Here is a 16,434-nt window from a genome sequence, read left to right as displayed (position 1 = left end):
GCCCCCATGATGGCCGCCTTCATCGGCGCGGCGCACGCCGCCACGCCGGAACAGCGCGCGACCGACCTCGTCGCCCATATGAGCCTCGACGAGAAGGTGGCGCAACTGCAGAGCGGCGCCGCCGCCCTGAAACGACTAGACGTCCCGGCCTACGACTGGTGGAACGAAGGCTTGCACGGCGCCGCGCGCGCGGGCTATGCCACGGTCTTCCCGCAGGCCATCGGCCTGGCCGCGAGCTGGGACCCCGAGCTGATGCACGCGGTGGGCGAAGCCGTGTCGCGCGAAGCCCGCGCGCGGTTCGACGCCATCGGCGCGGGCCGCGACCACGCCCGCTACGAAGGCCTGACCATCTGGTCGCCCAACGTGAACATCTTCCGCGATCCCCGCTGGGGCCGCGGGCAGGAAACCTATGGGGAGGATCCGTACCTCACCGGCCGCCTCGCCGTCGGTTTCGTCCAGGGTATCCAGGGTTCCGATCCGGCCCATCCGCGCGCCATCGCCACGCCCAAGCACTTCGCCGTGCACAGCGGCCCCGAAGCGGGCCGCCACGGTTTCGACATCGACGTATCGCCGCACGACCTGGAAGCCACCTTCCTGCCCGCCTTCCGCGCGGCGGTGACCGAGGGCCGCGCGGGCTCGGTGATGTGCGCGTACAACGCGCTGCACGGCACGCCGGTCTGCGCGGACGCGGGGTTGCTCGACGATACCTTGCGCAAGGGCTGGGGTTTCACCGGTTACGTGGTGTCCGATTGCGACGCCATCGACGACATGACCAAGTTCCACTATTACCGCCCGGACAACGCCGGCTCGTCGGCCGCCGCGATCCGCGCGGGTACCGACCTGGACTGCGGCTACGCGTATGCCGACCTGGGCGAAGCGGTGCGGCGCGGCGACGTACCCGAGTCGGTGCTCGACACCTCGCTGGTACGCCTGTTCGCCGCCCGCTACCGCCTGGGCGAACTCGGCGCACCGGCGGTGAGGCCCGCTGCCGTGGACGAAAAAGCCCATGCCGCACTCGCGTTGCGTGCCGCGCTCGAATCCCTGGTGCTGCTCAAGAACGACAACGGTACGCTGCCCCTGCGCGGCAAGCCGCGCATCGCGGTGGTCGGCCCCAACGCCGATACCGTGGAAACGCTCGAAGCGAACTACCACGCCACGCCGCGCGCGCCGATCACCCCGTTGCAAGGCCTGCGCACGCGGTTCGGGGCCGGCAACGTGACCTACGCGCAAGGATCGCCGATCGCCGCGGGCGTCCCCGTGCCGCTGCCGGAAACGGCACTGCGCACTCCGGACGGCGCCATCGGACTCACGGGCAGTTATTTCGACAACGCCGACTTCAAGGGCAAGCCGCGTACCGTTCGCACCGATCGCACCATCGACTTCGACTGGGATCACGTCTCCCCCGCCCACCTGCCCAAGGGGCCTTACGCCGTCCGCTGGACCGGCGCGGTCCTCCCGCCAGGCCCCGGCGACTACACGCTCGCCGTTCACGTGGAACGCTGCTTCGACTGCGCGGGCCACGATCCGGTGCGGTTATTCGTCGACGGCAAGCCGGTGATCGACGATGCCGGCGACGACAAACACTCGCAGGCCACGCTTCATTTCGACGATGCGCGTCCGCACGACGTGCGACTGGAACTCGTCCACAGCGGCGAAGACCAGGGCGTGCGCCTGCAATGGCTGCCACCCGCGAACGCGCAACTGGCCGAAGCCGGGCGCGCCATCGCCGGCGCCGACGTCACCGTGGCCTTCGTCGGCCTCTCGCCCGACGTGGAAGGCGAAGAGCTGCACGTCGACGTACCCGGCTTCGACGGCGGCGATCGCACCGACATCGGTCTGCCCGCGGCGCAGCAAGCCCTTCTCGAACACAGCGCCGCCAGCGGCAAGCCGCTCGTGGTGGTGCTGATGTCCGGCAGCGCGGTGGCGCTCAACTGGGCCAGGGAGCATGCCTCGGCCATCGTCGCCGCGTGGTATCCCGGCGAGAGTGGCGGCACGGCCATCGCGCAGGCGCTGGCTGGCGACTACAACCCGGCCGGCCGCCTGCCCGTCACCTTCTATCGCTCGGTACGCGACCTGCCGCCGTTCACCAGCTACCAGATGAAGGGACGCACCTATCGCTACTTCGAAGGTACACCCCTCTACGGTTTCGGCTACGGCCTGAGCTATACGCGCTTCGCCTACGGTGCCGCGAAGGTATCGTCGACCACGCTCGACGCGGGCCAGACGCTCACCGCGAGCGTCGAAGTTCGCAATACCGGCGACCGCGAGGGCGACGAAGTGGTGCAAGCGTACCTGACCTACCCGTCGGACGACGCGCTCGCGCCGAAGCATGCGTTGGTCGGCTTGGCGCGCACCCACCTCAAGGCCGGTGAGGCTCGCCGCGTGAGCTTTGCGCTCGATCCACGCCGGTTGAGTTCGGTGGATGCCGCCGGACGGCGAGCGGTCGTGCCGGGCGACTACGGCCTCTTTCTCGGCGGTGGCCAGCCCGGCGACGCCAGCGGCGAGCGTGCGTCGTTCCACATCGACGGCCGACAGGCACTGCCGAAATGAGCGCCGTGCCACGTTGCCGGTGCGGCGCGTTGAAACGCGTCATGCTCGTGGCTTCGATCGCGTTCGCGCCCCAGGTCTTCGCCAATCCACCGGTCACCGTGGAAGGCACGCATTTCGTCCGACACGGAAAGCCTTACCAGATCATCTCGGGCGACCTGCACTTCCAGCGCATTCCACGCGCGTACTGGAGCGACCGCCTGCGCAAGGCGCACGCCATGGGCCTGAACACGATCACCACCTACGTTTTCTGGAACCTGATCGAACCGACGCCCGGGCATGTCGATTTCAGCGGCAACAACGACGTGGCCGCCTTCGCGAAGGCGGTACAGGCCGAAGGCATGAACCTCATCCTGCGTCCCGGCCCGTACGTCTGCGGCGAATGGGACGCGGGTGGGTATCCCGCCTGGCTGTTCGCCATACCGGGCATGCGCGTGCGCACGCGCGATCCGCGTTTCCTCGCCGCTTCCGAGCGTTACCTCGTGCGACTTGGCAAGGAACTGGCGCCGCTGATGGCCAGCCGCGGCGGCCCGATCATCGCCACCGAACTGGAAAACGAATACGGGTCCTACGGCGACGACAAGGCCTACCTCGGCGACGTGCGCGCCATGCTCCGGCGCGCCGGACTCGCCGACGACCTGCTGATGACCTACGACGGTCCCGACCTGCTCGCCAACGGCAGCTTGCCCGATGTCACGGCGGTGATCGACTTCGCGCCGGGCGAGGCGAAGAAGAGTTTCCAGATGCTCGAACGCTACCGTCCGGGCGCACCGCGCATGGCGGGCGAATACTGGGCCGGCTGGTTCGACCACTGGGGCGAAAAGCATGCGCACACCGACGGCAAGCGCGAAGCGGACGAACTGGCGTGGATGCTCGAACAGGGCTACTCGGTCAACATCTACCTCGTGCACGGCGGCACCAACTTCGGCTTCATGAACGGCGCGAACTTCCAGGGCAATCCCTCCGACCATTACGCGCCGACCACCACCAGCTACGATTACGACGCCGCGCTCGACGAAGCCGGACGACCGACGGCGAAATACGCGATGTTCCGCGACGCGATCGCCAAGGCCACCGGCCGGACGCCGTCGGCCGTGCCCAGCTCGCCACCCGTGCGAACCCTGCCCGCGTTCACGCTCGACGAGTCCGCCTCGCTGTGGGACAACCTACCCGCCCCGCAGGCTTCCGATCTGCCCAAGCCGATGGAAGCCTATGGCCAGTCCTACGGCTACATCCTCTATCGCACCACCGTGAAAGGCCCTTTCCACGGCTCGCTCTACCTCGGCGACGTGCGCGACTACGCCGTGGTGTACGTCGACAGGAAAGCGAGCGGGACGGCGGATCGCCGCCTCAAGCAGGTGTCCGTCGACATCGACGTGACCGCGGGCGACCACACCCTCGACGTACTCGTGGAGAACACCGGGCGCATCAACTACGGTCCCCGCATGGAAGACGGCCGTGCCGGCATCGTCGACCCGGTACTGCTGGGCGACACCGTCCTGCACGGCTGGCAGGCCTTCCCCTTGCCGATGACCTCGACCGATGCGATCCGCGGCTGGACCACCGCGAAGACCGACGGCCCGGCATTCCATCGCGGCAAGATCATCGTCGACGCGCCCGCCGATACCTTTCTCGACACGCGCGCGCTCGGCAAGGGTGCCGTCTGGCTCAACGGCGCCAACCTCGGCCGCACCTGGTCGATCGGCCCGCAACACGACCTGTACGCGCCCGCACCCTGGTTCCGCCACGGCGAAAACAACGTGGTGGCGTTCGACCTGGAAACCCGAGACAAGCCCGTGATGCGCGGCGTCGACCAACGCCTGTGGGCCACGCCCTGATATCCGTCCAAGGAACCCTCCCCGATGTCGAAGCAAGCTCCTCCTCGCCGCCTCAAAACCGTGCTCGCGGTGACCCTGCTGGCCGCGTTGCCCGTGCTCACGCGGGCCGAATCGTTCGTGGACGTGAAGCCTTCACCGCAGCAGGTGGCCTGGCAGGATCTCGAGTTCGGCGTGATCGTGCACTTCGGCACCAACACCTTCCTCGATCGCGAATGGGGAGACGGCACCGCCGCACCATCGGTGTTCCATCCCGACAAGGTCGACCCCGACCAGTGGGCGCGTGCGGTGAAGGCGGCCGGCGTACGGTACATGGTGCTGGTGGCGAAGCATCACGACGGCTTCGCGCTTTGGCCCACGGGCCAGACCGACTATTCGGTGAAGGCCAGTCCGTGGATGGGCGGCAAGGGCGACCTGGTGCGCATGGCATCGGATGCGGCGAAGAAGAACGGCCTGGGCTTCGGCGTATATCTGTCACCGTGGGATCGCCACGATCCGCGCTACAAGGATTCCGCGGCGTACGACAAATACTATCTCGCCGAGATGGAAGAACTGGTGCAGAACTACGGGCCGCTCACCGAGTGGTGGCTCGACGGCGCGGGAAGCGCGGGCCACGTCTACGACTTCGCGAAGTACGTGGAAACGTTGCGTACCTACCAGGCCAACACGATGGTCTTCGCCGACGTGGCACTGTTCGACTACGGCGACATCCGCTGGGTGGGCAACGAGCAGGGCATCGTGCAGGGCGAGAACTGGAACGTGATCGACCGCCACGGACAACTGCGCTGGCGCCCGCTGGAAGTGGATACGCCATTGCACAAGAACCATTGGTTCTTCAGTTCGAAGCCGGACTTTGCCGCGTCGCTGAAGACCGTGGACGAGCTGATGGACAACTGGGAAAGCAGCGTCGGCCACGGCGGCCAGCTCATGCTGGGCGTAGCGCCCGACACGCACGGCCTGCTTCCCGAGGCCGACGTGCGTCGCCTTGCCGAGTTCGGCCGGGCGCTGAAGGCGCGTTACGGCAACGAGGCGAACCTGGTCTCCAAACATGCCGCCACCGACGACAACACGGCCGCGGCGATCGACGACGATCCGTCGACGTTCTGGTCGGCGCCCGCCGGTTCGGCGAACGCCACGCTCGAGGTCGATCTCGGCCGCGACGTGACGTTCAATACGGCGATGAGCATGGAACGCCTCGATGCCGGGCAGAACGTGCACGCCTACGCGGTGCAGGCGTGGGACGGTTCGGCGTGGAAGACCGTGGCCCAGGCGCAGGCCATCGGGCACATGAAGATCGACCACTTCGCGCCGGTGACGGCACGGAAGGTGCGGGTGAACATCCTGTCGTCCGTGGGCACGGCCCGGATCCGCGAGTTCAAGCTGTTCGACGTGAAACCGTGAACGTCTCGCTTCGCAGGATTCGCCGATACGATCGGCTCCCACCCCTTCGGTAGGAAGGAAGCTATCGAGCTGGCAGCCCTTCGGCAGGAGGGTTGCCACCGAGTTGCCAGCCCTTCGGCAGGAGGGTTGCCACCAAGTTGCCAGCCCTTCGGCAGGAGGGTTGCCACCAAGTTGCCAGCCCTTCGGTAGGAAGGTTGCCACCGAGTTGGCAGCCCTTCGGCAGGAGGGTTGCCACCGAGTTGGCAGCCCTTCGGTAGGAAGGTTGCTACCGAGTTGGCAGCCCTTCGGTAGGAAGGTTGCTACCGAGTTGGCAGCCCTTCGGTAGGAAGGTTGCTACCGAAGGGGTGGGAGCCGATCGCATCGGCGAATCCTAACGGGTCAGAACGCCGCATTCCACCCGACGTTCACCCAGTGCGAGCGCAGCCTCGCCATCTCACGCCCAGCGACGAGATCCAGGCTGGAATCCCCGAACGCGAGCCGCACGCCTCCCTGGTCGCTTATCGAACCGCGGCTCCAGAAGCGTTCCGCCAGCAACGACCAGCGATCGTCCAACGCATAGGACACGCCGGCACCTTCGATCGGATGCGCCGAACGATCGCGCTCGCGATCCACGCCGAGATCGAGATCGACCATCCAGCGACGGGCATCGTCCAGGCCGAACGACGTGGACGCATAGGCCTGCGAAGCCATGTGACGGCCGTGCTGGTAGGTGGTGTTGACCTCGACCGCGAGCCCGATGCCGTGATCGTCGCCGTTACGCCATTGCCATTTCACCGCAGGCGAGAGACCGAGCCCGGCCTCCCCCTGCTGCCGATGCAGCGACAGACCGAACTCCACCGGCCCGACGCCGCACGCGGGCACGGCCCAGACACCGTCGGAGCCGTTGGACCACGCGCGTAGCCAGGATTCCAGTTGGCACTTGCCGGCGCCGACCACCGAGGCGTCGTCGACGAGGTAGCTGCCGCCGGAGGCATGCACGGGAAGATGAACGAGGAAAAGCGCCACCGTCAGCGCGGCGGCAAGGAAAAAGCGCATGGAAGGTCTCCCTACGGGCCGCCGGAAGGCGTGCGCATTGTCGGGAGGCTCCAGGCCAGTGTCAATCGTGTCAGCGCACGGCGTCGGGCAGCGCGTCCCAGATCTTCGGATCTTCCGCCCCAAGCACCCAGGCACAGAAACCCTGCAAGCCATACTGCTTCGTTACATCATAACGATCGCGAAACGCACGCGCGTCCGGCAGGAACACCCATTCGCGCATCTGGTCACGGTAGAAGTAGAACCACGACTCGTGTTCCACCGGATCCCACTGCATCGTCACGTTGAACTGCCTGGCCAGGGGAAACGACTCGTCGGCGTCGATGTAGCTCGCCGAGATGTTCGAATCCTCCTTGCCGTCGGCTTTCACCGGATTGCCCGCATACCAGTGGTAACCGTACAGGCCGATACCCAGCGACAGCTTCTCCTTCGGCACCACCTTCAGCGCGTATTCGAGGTTCTCCATCACCCACGGCATGCCGGCGACGGGGCCCGGCGTGGTCCAGCGCGTGTGCTGGTCGTAGGTCATGATGCAGACGATATCGAGTACCTTGGCCAGCTCCTTAAGGTCGTAGGCGCCGCGCCAGTACTCCCATATCCACTTGCCGAAAGCACCCTCCCCCGCATGGCCCGGCGCGTTCGGCACCACGGCGGCCGACAGCTGCAGGCCATGCCGGTGCAACGCTTCGTACGTCTGCTTCGTCAGCAACGTGAAGGCGTCACGGTCGGTCCAGGCGATGTTCTCGAAATCGAACTGGTAGCCGACGTAGCCATGTAGCTTCGCCTGCTCGATCAGGCTCTCGATCATGGCGCGCTTGGCTTTCTCGTCGCCCAGCAGCGCATGGAATTTCGCCCGGTCGCCGCCCGCGGAAACGATCGGCATCACCGGAAGGCGGTGCTTCTTCGCGATGCCGAGCACGTAATCGTTCGGGCCGCCCGACACCAGTCCGTTCTGGTCCACGCCATACCAGGTAGGCACCAGCAGATCGATCTTGTCGACGTGCGCTTCGAGCGACGCGATCGATTTCTGCGTGTTCATCATGTAGAACAGCGCCACCGGCGCCTTGGCGAAGGCGCCGAGGGGCATCCAGAGGATGCAGGCGGCGAGCGACAACAACCATCGTTTCATGGGGAGGCCTTGATGGGATTCGCCAGCGTGATGCGATAGACGTACGCATCGCTGCCGACGGGGTGGGAGGGAAGATGCAGGTGAAGGCCCTTGGCGTCCTGCGTGAACGCCACGGCGCCGCCATCGGCGAGACGTTCCACCTTCGCGACCTTGTCCGCGGGCTGGATCGAACGCACCGTCACGGTGTCGCCCTTGGGCCAACCCAGCTCGATCGCGTAGAGCTTGCCGTGGCCCGTAGTGAAGCGGAAATCCTCGGGCGTATAGGGCTTGGTCTTGGTGTCCTGGAACATGCCGCCCTTCACCTCGGTCGGTCCTTCGCCGAAGGTGCGCCAGGGCTTGCTGCCGTAGATCGCCTCGCCGTTGGTCTTCAGCCAAGCCCCCACGCTGCGCAAGGTGTCCTGCGCGGCTTGCGGGATGGTGCCGTCCGCGCGCGGTCCGACGTTGAGCATGAGGTTGCCGTTCTTGCTGACCACGTCGACCAGGAGATGGATGATGAAGGTGGGCGACTTGTAGGTGTCGTGTTCGATGTAGCCCCACGACTCGTTGCTGATCGAGGTATCGGTCTGCCAGTGCGTGGGGTGGATGCCGGTGAGCTGGCCGCGTTCGATGTCGAGCGTGCCGGCACCGTCGGGCAGGTCGCCCAGCTTGTAGTTCACCACCACGCCGTCGCGCTTCGCGCCGTCGTTGTAGTAATACGAAAGGAAGTCCGGCAGCGTGTTGCGGAAGGTGGGGTGGCCGATCCACCAGTCGAAGTAGATGAGGTCGGGATGGTAGTCGTCGACGAGCTCGGCGGTGCGCGCCAGCCAGTCGTCGAGCCAACCCTGCGAGACGTAGGTCCAGTCGTCGGAAAGGATCTCGTCGTGCTTGCTCAGGTGCGCCACCGCCGGGCCGTACAATTCCGCGTTGGCCGGATCGTTCACGTCCGAATCGAAACGGCGACCGCCGTCGAAGAACCAGTCGTGCTCGGCGCGATGCGACGACACGCCGAAGTGCATGCCCTGCCCGCGGATCGCCTTGGCGAGCAGGCCGATCACGTCACGCTTGGGCCCCTTCTTCACCGCGGTCCAATCCGACAACTTCGAGTCGTACATCGCGAAGCCGTCGTGGTGTTCCGCCACCGGCACCACGTATTTCGCGCCGGCCTCGCGAAACAGCGTCGCCCAGGCGTCCGGGTCGAAGCGCTCCGCCTTGAACATGGGCACGAAATCCTTGTAGCCGAAGCGCGATTGCGGCCCGTAGGTGGCCACGTGGTGGGCGAACTCCTTGGTACCCTGCTGGTACATGTTGCGCGAGTACCATTCGCTGCCGAACGCCGGTACCGAATAGACGCCCCAATGGACGAAGATGCCGAACTTGGCGTCGTCGTACCAGCCGGGAGATCGGTAGCCTTGCAACGACGCCCAGTCCGGCCGGAACGGACCGGCCGCCACGCCCTTGGCCACCTTGTCGAGGATCGCCTTGCGCTCCGGGGCGAATTTCGCCGCCGCCTTTTGCCAGGCCATGTCCTGGGCTTGCGGCGAGGTCTCGGCGTGGACGGCGAAGCCGAACAGGGCCGCCGCCGTGAAACAGGCCAATCGCATCATGAGCATCTCCTTCCGTACCGTCACGTCCGACGAGGTTGGTGGGAGCGGACCCTGTCCGCGAACCCTCAGCCTCTCCTGAGGCGAACGAGGCATTGCGTCGATCGTGCGAGCTTCTATCGCTCGCACTATCGAGTCATGGCCTCATTCGAACCGGCCACGTCGAGGGTTCGCGGACAGGGTCCGCTCCTACCCCTTCGTAGCCATCTTCATGACAAAAAATAACCGGCGGGGAGCCCAGGGATGAGGCCCCCGCCGGTCTCACGCTAAAGCTTGAAGTTGAGGGTCATCGAGTACGTCCGCCCGCTCTTGTACTCCCCGATCGGAGCGTACTTGATGTCGGCATACTGGTAGTACGTCGAATCGAGCAGGTTGGTCGCGCTGAAGGTGACGCCCATCCATTCGTTGAACTGGTACGAAGCGCTGACGTCGAGTTCCTTGTAAGCGTCGGCGAACACGTTCGAGTTAAGGCGCCCCACCTGGGTGAAATACGGCGACCGGCGGCTGTAATTGATGCGCGCCGACCAGGGACCGTGCTCGTAATAGGGAATGATGTTGATCGTATTCTTCGAGAGGTAAGGAAGATTGAGCTTGCCCCCGTCGTCCTGCGTCTGCGTGGTGGCCTTGCTGTAGGTGTAATTGGTCTGGATCCCGAAACCGTAGCCGAGATCCTGCTGGTAGATCAGCGACAGGCCCGATACCTTGGCGTTGGAGGCGTTGATCGGCGAGGTCACCGAATAGACGTTGGTCTGCCCGGTGGTCGGATCGGTGATCGAACGATCCGCCGTGGTGGTGACGATGTAGCTGTCGATCTTGCGCACGAAGACCTCGGCCGACAGCAGGCTGGCCGGCGCGAAATACCACTCCGCCGAGAGGTCGAAGTTGGTCGACTGGTAAGGCTTCAGGTTGGGGTTGCCCGCACTGGCGGTGAAATTGCCCGTACTCGCGCCGTTGAGCGTGGTGGCACCGGCCAGGTCGCCGTAGCGCGGGCGGGCGAGCACCTTGGACACGGACAGGCGCGCGACCTTGTCCTCGTCGATGTCGTAAGCCAGGTTGAACGACGGCAACGGCTTGTAATAGTGCGTGGTGGTGGTGACCTTGTTATACGTCGGGTCGACGTCGCTGTTCAGGTAATACGACGACGTATCCTTGGTATCGACATAACGCACGCCCACGTTGCCGCGCCACTGGCCCGACTGGTAATCCACCTGGAGGTAGGCGTCCTTGGTCACCTCGGCCACGCCGAACATCGCCGGATAGTTCAGCGTGTACGGTCCCTGCGGCTGCGACTTCAGGTAATCCACCACCGCGCCCTGGTTGGCCGTGGGCCAGTCGGTGAGGTCGCCGCTGGCATGCAGGCCATCGAACAGGCCGCCCGGGGTCATGCCCGGTTCGAAGTCGTCCAGCGATACCGGATCGGTGGTGTTGATGCGGTTGCCGCGCGAGTCGGTGCCGTTGAAGTGGTTGGTGTACTTCAGGCCCATCTGGATCTTGTTGATCGGCCCCCATTCCAGGTCGCGCGAGGCATCGAACTGCGCGTAGCGCTCGCGATCCTTCGTGGTTTCGTAATAGATGCCGCCGGCCTGGTTCTGCCCCGGCAAGCTGGTGTCGCCCGGGGGCGATCCCGGCGGCGACCCGGGCAGGCCCCAGTTCGCGGCCGAGCCGTTCTGGTAGTCCACGCTGGTATTGCGGCCGTCGTAACCGAAGTTGTAGCCGCCGTTCTGCAGCAGGTACTTCATCAGGTACTCGGGGCTCTTGCCGCCGCGCGCGGCCGTGTAGCCCACCTGGCTGGTGAATACCCAGGCGTCGCCGTTGAAGTCGTGGCGCAGGTTGATGCTCTTGGTGGAAACCGTGGTCTTGCGATAGTTGGCGTCCAGTTCGGCGTAGGGCTGACCGTTGCCCGTGGCGGACGACACCGTGCCCGAGGTGATGTAGCCGTTGTCGACGTTGATGTCGGTCAGCTTGTTGAGATCGCCGCAACCCGGGCAGACGTAGCGCGACTCGCTGAAGTTGTTGTACTTGCCCTTGACGTACAGGCCGGTCAGGTTGAACTCGTTGCGGTCGTCGGGGCGCCACTGCAAGGCCGACTGGATGCCGTTGCGCTCGCGTTCCTGCTGGAAATAGGCACTGTTGATGCCTACCGGGATCTTGGCGTTGGCGTAGTTCGGGTCGCCGGTGACGGTCGGGTTGCTCGTGATGCCCGAGCCGGTGGTGTAGCCGAAGAACTCGATGCCCGCGCGCGAGAGGTTTTCCTTGTCGTGGGTGACGCTGGTGAGGAAGCCGAACGTGCTGTCGGCGTTCTTCCAGCTCCACAACGCCGAGCCGCGTGGATTGCCCTCTTCCGATCGGTCGTTGTAGTTGTAGCCCAGCGAGCCTCGCAGCGTATTGGCCGGCAGGTCGAGCGGCTTGCGCGTGTGGATGATCACGGTGCCGCCGATGCTCCCCTCGTCGATGCGCGCCTCGGGTGACTTGTACACCTCCATCAGGCCGATGATCTCGGGCGAGAGCAGCGAATAGTTGAAGGTACGGCCGCTGGTATCGGTGGGATTGCCGCCCCAGTCGCCCGAAGCGATGGTCTGGCCGTTCAGCAGCACGCGGTTGAGCGCGGCATCGGTACCGTTGACGCTGATCTTCTCGCCTTCGCCGAACTGGCGATCCACGGTGATGCCCGGCAGATGCGAAAGCGACTCGGCGGCGTTGGTATCGGGGAACTTGCCGATGTCGGTGGCGCTGATCGCATCCACCACCGCATTGGCGTTGCGTTTGACGTCGATGGCCTTTTCCAGGCTTCCGCGGTAACCGGTGACGGTCACCTCCTGCAGTTGCTGCGCCTGCTTTTCCTCGGCGCGCTGTTGCGCGGTCCGGGGCTTGGCCTCCTGCGCGGGCTGCGTGGAACCCGCGTCCTGCGCGTGGGTTGCGGTGGCGAGCGCGCAAAGGATGCTCGCGCACAGCAAGGTCTTGCCGTTGGTCATGGTGTCTCCCCCGAAACGATGGCGTGGTGGGGCCCGCCCTTGCGGGCGCGCGTTTCTTTCTTGGTCTTGGATGGACATCGCGCCGTTGGCCTCGGCGCCTTCAGTGCCTGCGGGAAACACCGTCCAGGGAACGCCAACCCGCCGACCCCTCGCCGACAACGTTGTCATTTTCAGGATGCACGTTTCCTGCGAATCCGTTCACTGGCGAACTCAGTATTCACATACGTTCTGCGTGGAGCAAGCTGCGACGCAACGGACTTTCTATGAAAGCGTGCGGGCGTTTTCGCAAACCGTCGTACCGGGTGCAGGTCGAGCCCCTACGGCCAGGCGCATGATCGAAGCGACCGCCTTCGGATACGGTACTAGACAAGTTCACATATAAACGTAGTATTCATCAACGCTCATACTGCTTCGGAATCCTGCAATGCCCCAGGGAAAGCCGCTCTCGCCCCTCGCCTTCGGTGGCGCTCCCGTGGGCAATCTCTATGCGGAAGTGCCCGAGGCCCAGGCGCTCGACGCCATCCGCCATGCATGGAGCCAAGGCATCCGCCACTTCGACACCGCGCCCTACTACGGCTTCGGTCTCAGTGAGACCCGTCTCGGTGCGGCGCTGGCCGAGATACCGCGCGACACCTATACGGTGTCCACCAAGCTGGGCCGCGTCATCGAGGATGCCGAAGGCCGCGACGGCCGAGCCGACGGGTTCGCCGTCCAGGGGCGTCGCGCGCGCTTCGATTACAGCCGCGACGGCCTGCGGCGTAGTCTCGAGGCCAGCCTGCACCGCCTGCGCACGGATTACGTCGACATCCTCTTCCTGCACGATATCGGTGCCCTCACGCATGGCGCCGACCATCCGCGCATCCTCGCCCAGGCGCTCGACGAATCGCTGCCCGCCATGGCGCGGATGCGCGAGGAAGGCCTGGTCGGCGCCATCGGCATCGGCGTGAACGAACAGGCGGTCTGCCTGGAGGTGATGGCACGCTTTCCCCTCGACACGATCATGCTCGCCGGGCGTTACACGCTGTTCGAACAGCACGCCAGTCGCGACGTGATGGCGCGCGCCGAAGCCGCGGGCACCTCGATCCTCGTTGCCGGGCCGTATAACTCGGGCCTGCTCGGCGGCAACGACGGTCCCGGCGACACGTACGACTATGCGCCGGCCACGCCGGACGTTCGCGCGCGCGCCCAACGCTTCTACGACATCTGTCGCGAGACGGGCGCCAGCGTCGGCGCCGCCGCGCTGCAGTTTCCGCTGGCTCATCCGGCAGTAGCCAGCGTGGTCTGCGGGCTGCGTTCCGTGCAGGAAGTCGATGCCGCGCTGTCCCGGCGGCGCGATGCCGTACCCGCCGCCACGTGGGATGCGCTTCACGCGGCAGGCTTGATCGAAGCCGGGGTGCCCACGCCATGATCGTCGATGCCCACCGGCATTACTGGAATCCATCGCGCCTGCATTACGGCTGGCTGGCCGAGGCGCCGGCGGCGTTGCGACGCCGCTTCCTCCCCGAGGATGCCGCCCACCTCACCGATGCATGCATCCTCGTGCAGGCGGCGCCCGACGAGCGCGAAACGCGTTACCTGTTCGAGCTGGCGGCCACCGTGCCCGACGTACTCGGCGTGGTCGGCTGGGTGGACATGGAGGCCGCCGACGTGGCCGCGCGCCTGGATGCACTGATCGCCGACGGACGCGGGCTCCTTTGCGGCGTCCGCCCCATGGTGCAGGACATTCCCGACACCGGATGGCTGGCCTCGGCCTCGCTCGACGGCGCCTTCGACGCCCTGCGCGACCGAGGCCTCGTTTTCGACGCCCTCGTCGACGCCCGTCACCTGCCCGCGTTGCACGAACGCCTGGCCAGGCATCCGGACGTGCGCACGGTGATCGATCACGCGGCCAAGCCGGACATCGCCGCGGACGGATTCGCCGGGTGGAGCCGCGCCATCGCGCGCCTCGCGCGGATGCCCGAGGTGTACTGCAAGCTATCCGGACTGCTCACGCTGACCGGCCCCACCGCCGACGAACACGCGCTGGAGCCCTACGTCGCCCACCTGTTCGACACCTTCGGTCCGTCGCGCCTGATGTGGGGCAGCGACTGGCCGGTGCTCACCACGCACGCCAGCTACGACGCGTGGAAGACCTGCGCTCACGGGCTCGTGCAACGCCACGCGCCCGGCGCGGCCGACGCCGTCTTCGGCGGCAACGCGCTCGCCACCTATTCCATCGCATCGAGGACCTCATCATGACCCAGGGACCGCGCTTCGCAGGCATCGCCGACAGGGTCGGCTCCCACCCATCCGGTCGCCGCGACGGGAGCCAGGCATGAGCGGCCGCCTCGCAGGCAAGCATGCCCTGGTCACCGCCGCGGGGGCCGGCATCGGCCGCGCCACCGCCCTGGCGTTCGCCGCGGAAGGCGCGACGGTGATCGCCACCGACATCGACGAGGCGGCGCTCGCCAGTTTGAAGGCCGAGTGCCCGTCGATCGCCACGCAACGCCTGGACGTGACCGATCCGGCGCAGATCCGGGCCGCGGTGAACGGCGCGGGCGCCATCGACGTATTGTTCAACTGCGCGGGCTTCGTGCACGCCGGCACCATCCTCGATACCGACGAAGCGAACTGGCGCCGTTCCTTCGCGATCAACGTCGACAGCATGTTCCACACCTGCCGCGCCGTGCTGCCCGGCATGCTCGAGCGCGGCAAGGGCAGCATCGTGAACATGTCCTCGGTGGCCTCCAGCATCAAGGGCGTGCCCAACCGCTTCGCCTACGGCACCACCAAGGCCGCCGTAATCGGCCTCACCCGTTCGGTCGCCGCCGATTACGTATCGCGCGGCGTGCGCTGCAACGCCATCTGCCCCGGCACGGTGAAAACGCCGTCGCTGGGCGACCGCGTGCGCGCCCTGGGCGGCGACGAGGACGCCGCATGGCGCGGCTTCATCGAACGCCAGCCGATGGGCCGCCTGGGGGACGCGAACGAGATCGCCGCCCTCGCCGTCTACCTCGCTTCCGACGAATCGTCCTTCACCACCGGCACCGTGCACGTCATCGACGGCGGCTGGTCGAACTAAGGGAGACCCCATGAAACTCGCCCGCTACGGCGCGCCCGGCCAGGAAAAGCCGGGCCTCATCGACGGCGACGGACGCCTGCGCGACCTCTCCGGCGTGGTCACCGACCTCGCCGGCGACGCCATCGGCAACGCGGGCCTGCGCCGCCTCGCCGCCATCGATCCCTCCACGCTGCCGCTGGTCGAGGGTAAGCCGCGCTACGGCGCACCCGTTTCGGGCATCGGCAAGATGATCTGCGTCGGCATGAACTACGCCGACCACGCGGCGGAAACGGGCGCGCCCGTGCCCGAACAGCCCGTGCTGTTCATGAAGGCCACCACCGCCATCGGCGGCCCGAACGACACCGTGGTGATCCCCCGCGGCTCGGTGAAGACCGACTGGGAAGTGGAACTGGGCGTGATCATCGGCGAGATCACCCGCGACGTGAGCGTCGACGACGCACTCGACCACGTGGCCGGCTACGCCGTCATCAACGACCTTTCCGAGCGCGCATTCCAGCTGGAGCACGGCGGCCAGTGGGTCAAGGGCAAGAGCTGCGACACCTTCGGCCCGATCGGACCGTGGCTGGTCACCCGCGACGAGGTGGCCGAACCGCAGAACCTGTCGCTGTGGCTGGAAGTGAACGGCCATCGCTACCAGGCCGGCAACACGCGCACCATGGTGTTCGGCGTCGCCGCGCTGGTGAGTTACATCAGCCGCTACATGACGCTGATGCCCGGCGACGTCATCAGCACCGGCACGCCGGCCGGGGTGGGCCTGGGCTTGAAGCCGCCCACCTACCTCAAGCCCGGCGACGTCATCGAACTGGGCATCGAGGGACTGGGCCGGCAACGCCAGGACGTGGTGGCCCACCCGTCGGACCGATCCTGACCTTATTCG

General features: G+C 66.3%; 11 protein-coding genes. 7 read left to right on the top strand and 4 right to left on the bottom strand.

Annotation, left to right across the window (positions count from 1 at the left end; genetic code table 11):
- The first annotated feature begins 6 nt into the window (after positions 1–6).
- Genes L2Y94_RS10205 through L2Y94_RS10195 form a run of 3 tightly spaced genes read left to right on the top strand, consistent with a single transcriptional unit; the run spans position 7 to position 5,783 of the window.
- A complete protein-coding gene (locus L2Y94_RS10205; protein ID WP_247374887.1) occupies positions 7–2,550 on the top strand; it encodes a glycoside hydrolase family 3 protein in 2,544 nt (847 codons plus the stop codon).
- Positions 2,551–2,591: 41 nt separating this feature from the next.
- Positions 2,592–4,385, top strand: a complete 1,794-nt coding sequence (locus tag L2Y94_RS10200; protein WP_247374885.1) for a glycoside hydrolase family 35 protein — start codon at positions 2,592–2,594, stop codon at positions 4,383–4,385.
- A 24-nt stretch (positions 4,386–4,409) separates the two neighbouring features.
- Complete coding sequence (locus L2Y94_RS10195; RefSeq protein WP_247374884.1) at positions 4,410–5,783, top strand: alpha-L-fucosidase; 1,374 nt, start codon at positions 4,410–4,412, stop codon at positions 5,781–5,783.
- 378 nt (positions 5,784–6,161) lie between these two features.
- On the opposite strand, the gene L2Y94_RS10190 is transcribed toward L2Y94_RS10195, so the two are convergent.
- From L2Y94_RS10190 to L2Y94_RS10175, 4 genes are all read right to left on the bottom strand, one after another.
- Complete coding sequence (locus L2Y94_RS10190) at positions 6,162–6,818, bottom strand: hypothetical protein (protein WP_247374882.1); 657 nt, start codon at positions 6,816–6,818, stop codon at positions 6,162–6,164.
- 70 nt (positions 6,819–6,888) lie between these two features.
- On the bottom strand, positions 6,889–7,944 hold the full coding sequence (locus L2Y94_RS10185; RefSeq protein WP_247374879.1) for a glycosyl hydrolase family 18 protein: 1,056 nt from the start codon (positions 7,942–7,944) through the stop codon (positions 6,889–6,891).
- Complete coding sequence (locus L2Y94_RS10180; protein WP_247375205.1) at positions 7,941–9,524, bottom strand: alpha-L-fucosidase; 1,584 nt, start codon at positions 9,522–9,524, stop codon at positions 7,941–7,943. The genes L2Y94_RS10185 and L2Y94_RS10180 overlap by 4 nt, the downstream gene beginning before the upstream one ends.
- A 266-nt stretch (positions 9,525–9,790) precedes the next feature.
- Complete coding sequence (locus tag L2Y94_RS10175) at positions 9,791–12,496, bottom strand: TonB-dependent receptor (protein WP_247374878.1); 2,706 nt, start codon at positions 12,494–12,496, stop codon at positions 9,791–9,793.
- 424 nt (positions 12,497–12,920) lie between these two features.
- On the opposite strand from L2Y94_RS10175, the gene L2Y94_RS10170 reads away from it, so the two are divergent.
- From L2Y94_RS10170 to L2Y94_RS10155, 4 genes are all read left to right on the top strand, one after another.
- Positions 12,921–13,904, top strand: coding sequence for an aldo/keto reductase (locus tag L2Y94_RS10170; RefSeq protein ID WP_247374876.1), 984 nt, complete (start codon positions 12,921–12,923; stop codon positions 13,902–13,904).
- On the top strand, positions 13,901–14,734 hold the full coding sequence (locus tag L2Y94_RS10165) for an amidohydrolase family protein (protein WP_247374875.1): 834 nt from the start codon (positions 13,901–13,903) through the stop codon (positions 14,732–14,734). The genes L2Y94_RS10170 and L2Y94_RS10165 overlap by 4 nt, the downstream gene beginning before the upstream one ends.
- A gap of 76 nt (positions 14,735–14,810) precedes the next feature.
- Positions 14,811–15,557, top strand: a complete 747-nt coding sequence (locus tag L2Y94_RS10160; RefSeq protein ID WP_247374874.1) for an SDR family oxidoreductase — start codon at positions 14,811–14,813, stop codon at positions 15,555–15,557.
- Between the two features lie 10 nt (positions 15,558–15,567).
- The gene (locus L2Y94_RS10155) at positions 15,568–16,425 is read left to right on the top strand and encodes a fumarylacetoacetate hydrolase family protein (RefSeq protein WP_247374873.1); all 858 of its coding nucleotides are present in this window, start codon (positions 15,568–15,570) and stop codon (positions 16,423–16,425) included.
- Positions 16,426–16,434 lie beyond the last annotated feature (9 nt).

Source organism: Luteibacter aegosomatis, assembly GCF_023078455.1.
In the GTDB taxonomy this organism is placed as follows: domain Bacteria; phylum Pseudomonadota; class Gammaproteobacteria; order Xanthomonadales; family Rhodanobacteraceae; genus Luteibacter; species Luteibacter aegosomatis.
This window is presented reverse-complemented; position numbering and strand designations above follow the sequence as displayed.

Bases quoted from the DNA above. Each gene is read 5' to 3' on its own strand.
- L2Y94_RS10205 (WP_247374887.1), top strand. From the start codon at position 7: ATGATGGCCGCCTTCATCGGCGCGGCGCACGCCGCCACGCCGGAACAG.
- L2Y94_RS10190 (WP_247374882.1), bottom strand. From the start codon at position 6,818: ATGCGCTTTTTCCTTGCCGCCGCGCTGACGGTGGCGCTTTTCCTCGTT.
- L2Y94_RS10185 (WP_247374879.1), bottom strand. From the start codon at position 7,944: ATGAAACGATGGTTGTTGTCGCTCGCCGCCTGCATCCTCTGGATGCCC.
- L2Y94_RS10170 (WP_247374876.1), top strand. From the start codon at position 12,921: ATGCCCCAGGGAAAGCCGCTCTCGCCCCTCGCCTTCGGTGGCGCTCCC.
- L2Y94_RS10165 (WP_247374875.1), top strand. From the start codon at position 13,901: ATGATCGTCGATGCCCACCGGCATTACTGGAATCCATCGCGCCTGCAT.
- L2Y94_RS10180 (WP_247375205.1), bottom strand. From the start codon at position 9,524: ATGCGATTGGCCTGTTTCACGGCGGCGGCCCTGTTCGGCTTCGCCGTC.
- L2Y94_RS10155 (WP_247374873.1), top strand. From the start codon at position 15,568: ATGAAACTCGCCCGCTACGGCGCGCCCGGCCAGGAAAAGCCGGGCCTC.
- L2Y94_RS10200 (WP_247374885.1), top strand. From the start codon at position 2,592: ATGCTCGTGGCTTCGATCGCGTTCGCGCCCCAGGTCTTCGCCAATCCA.
- L2Y94_RS10195 (WP_247374884.1), top strand. From the start codon at position 4,410: ATGTCGAAGCAAGCTCCTCCTCGCCGCCTCAAAACCGTGCTCGCGGTG.
- L2Y94_RS10160 (WP_247374874.1), top strand. From the start codon at position 14,811: ATGAGCGGCCGCCTCGCAGGCAAGCATGCCCTGGTCACCGCCGCGGGG.
- L2Y94_RS10175 (WP_247374878.1), bottom strand. From the start codon at position 12,496: ATGACCAACGGCAAGACCTTGCTGTGCGCGAGCATCCTTTGCGCGCTC.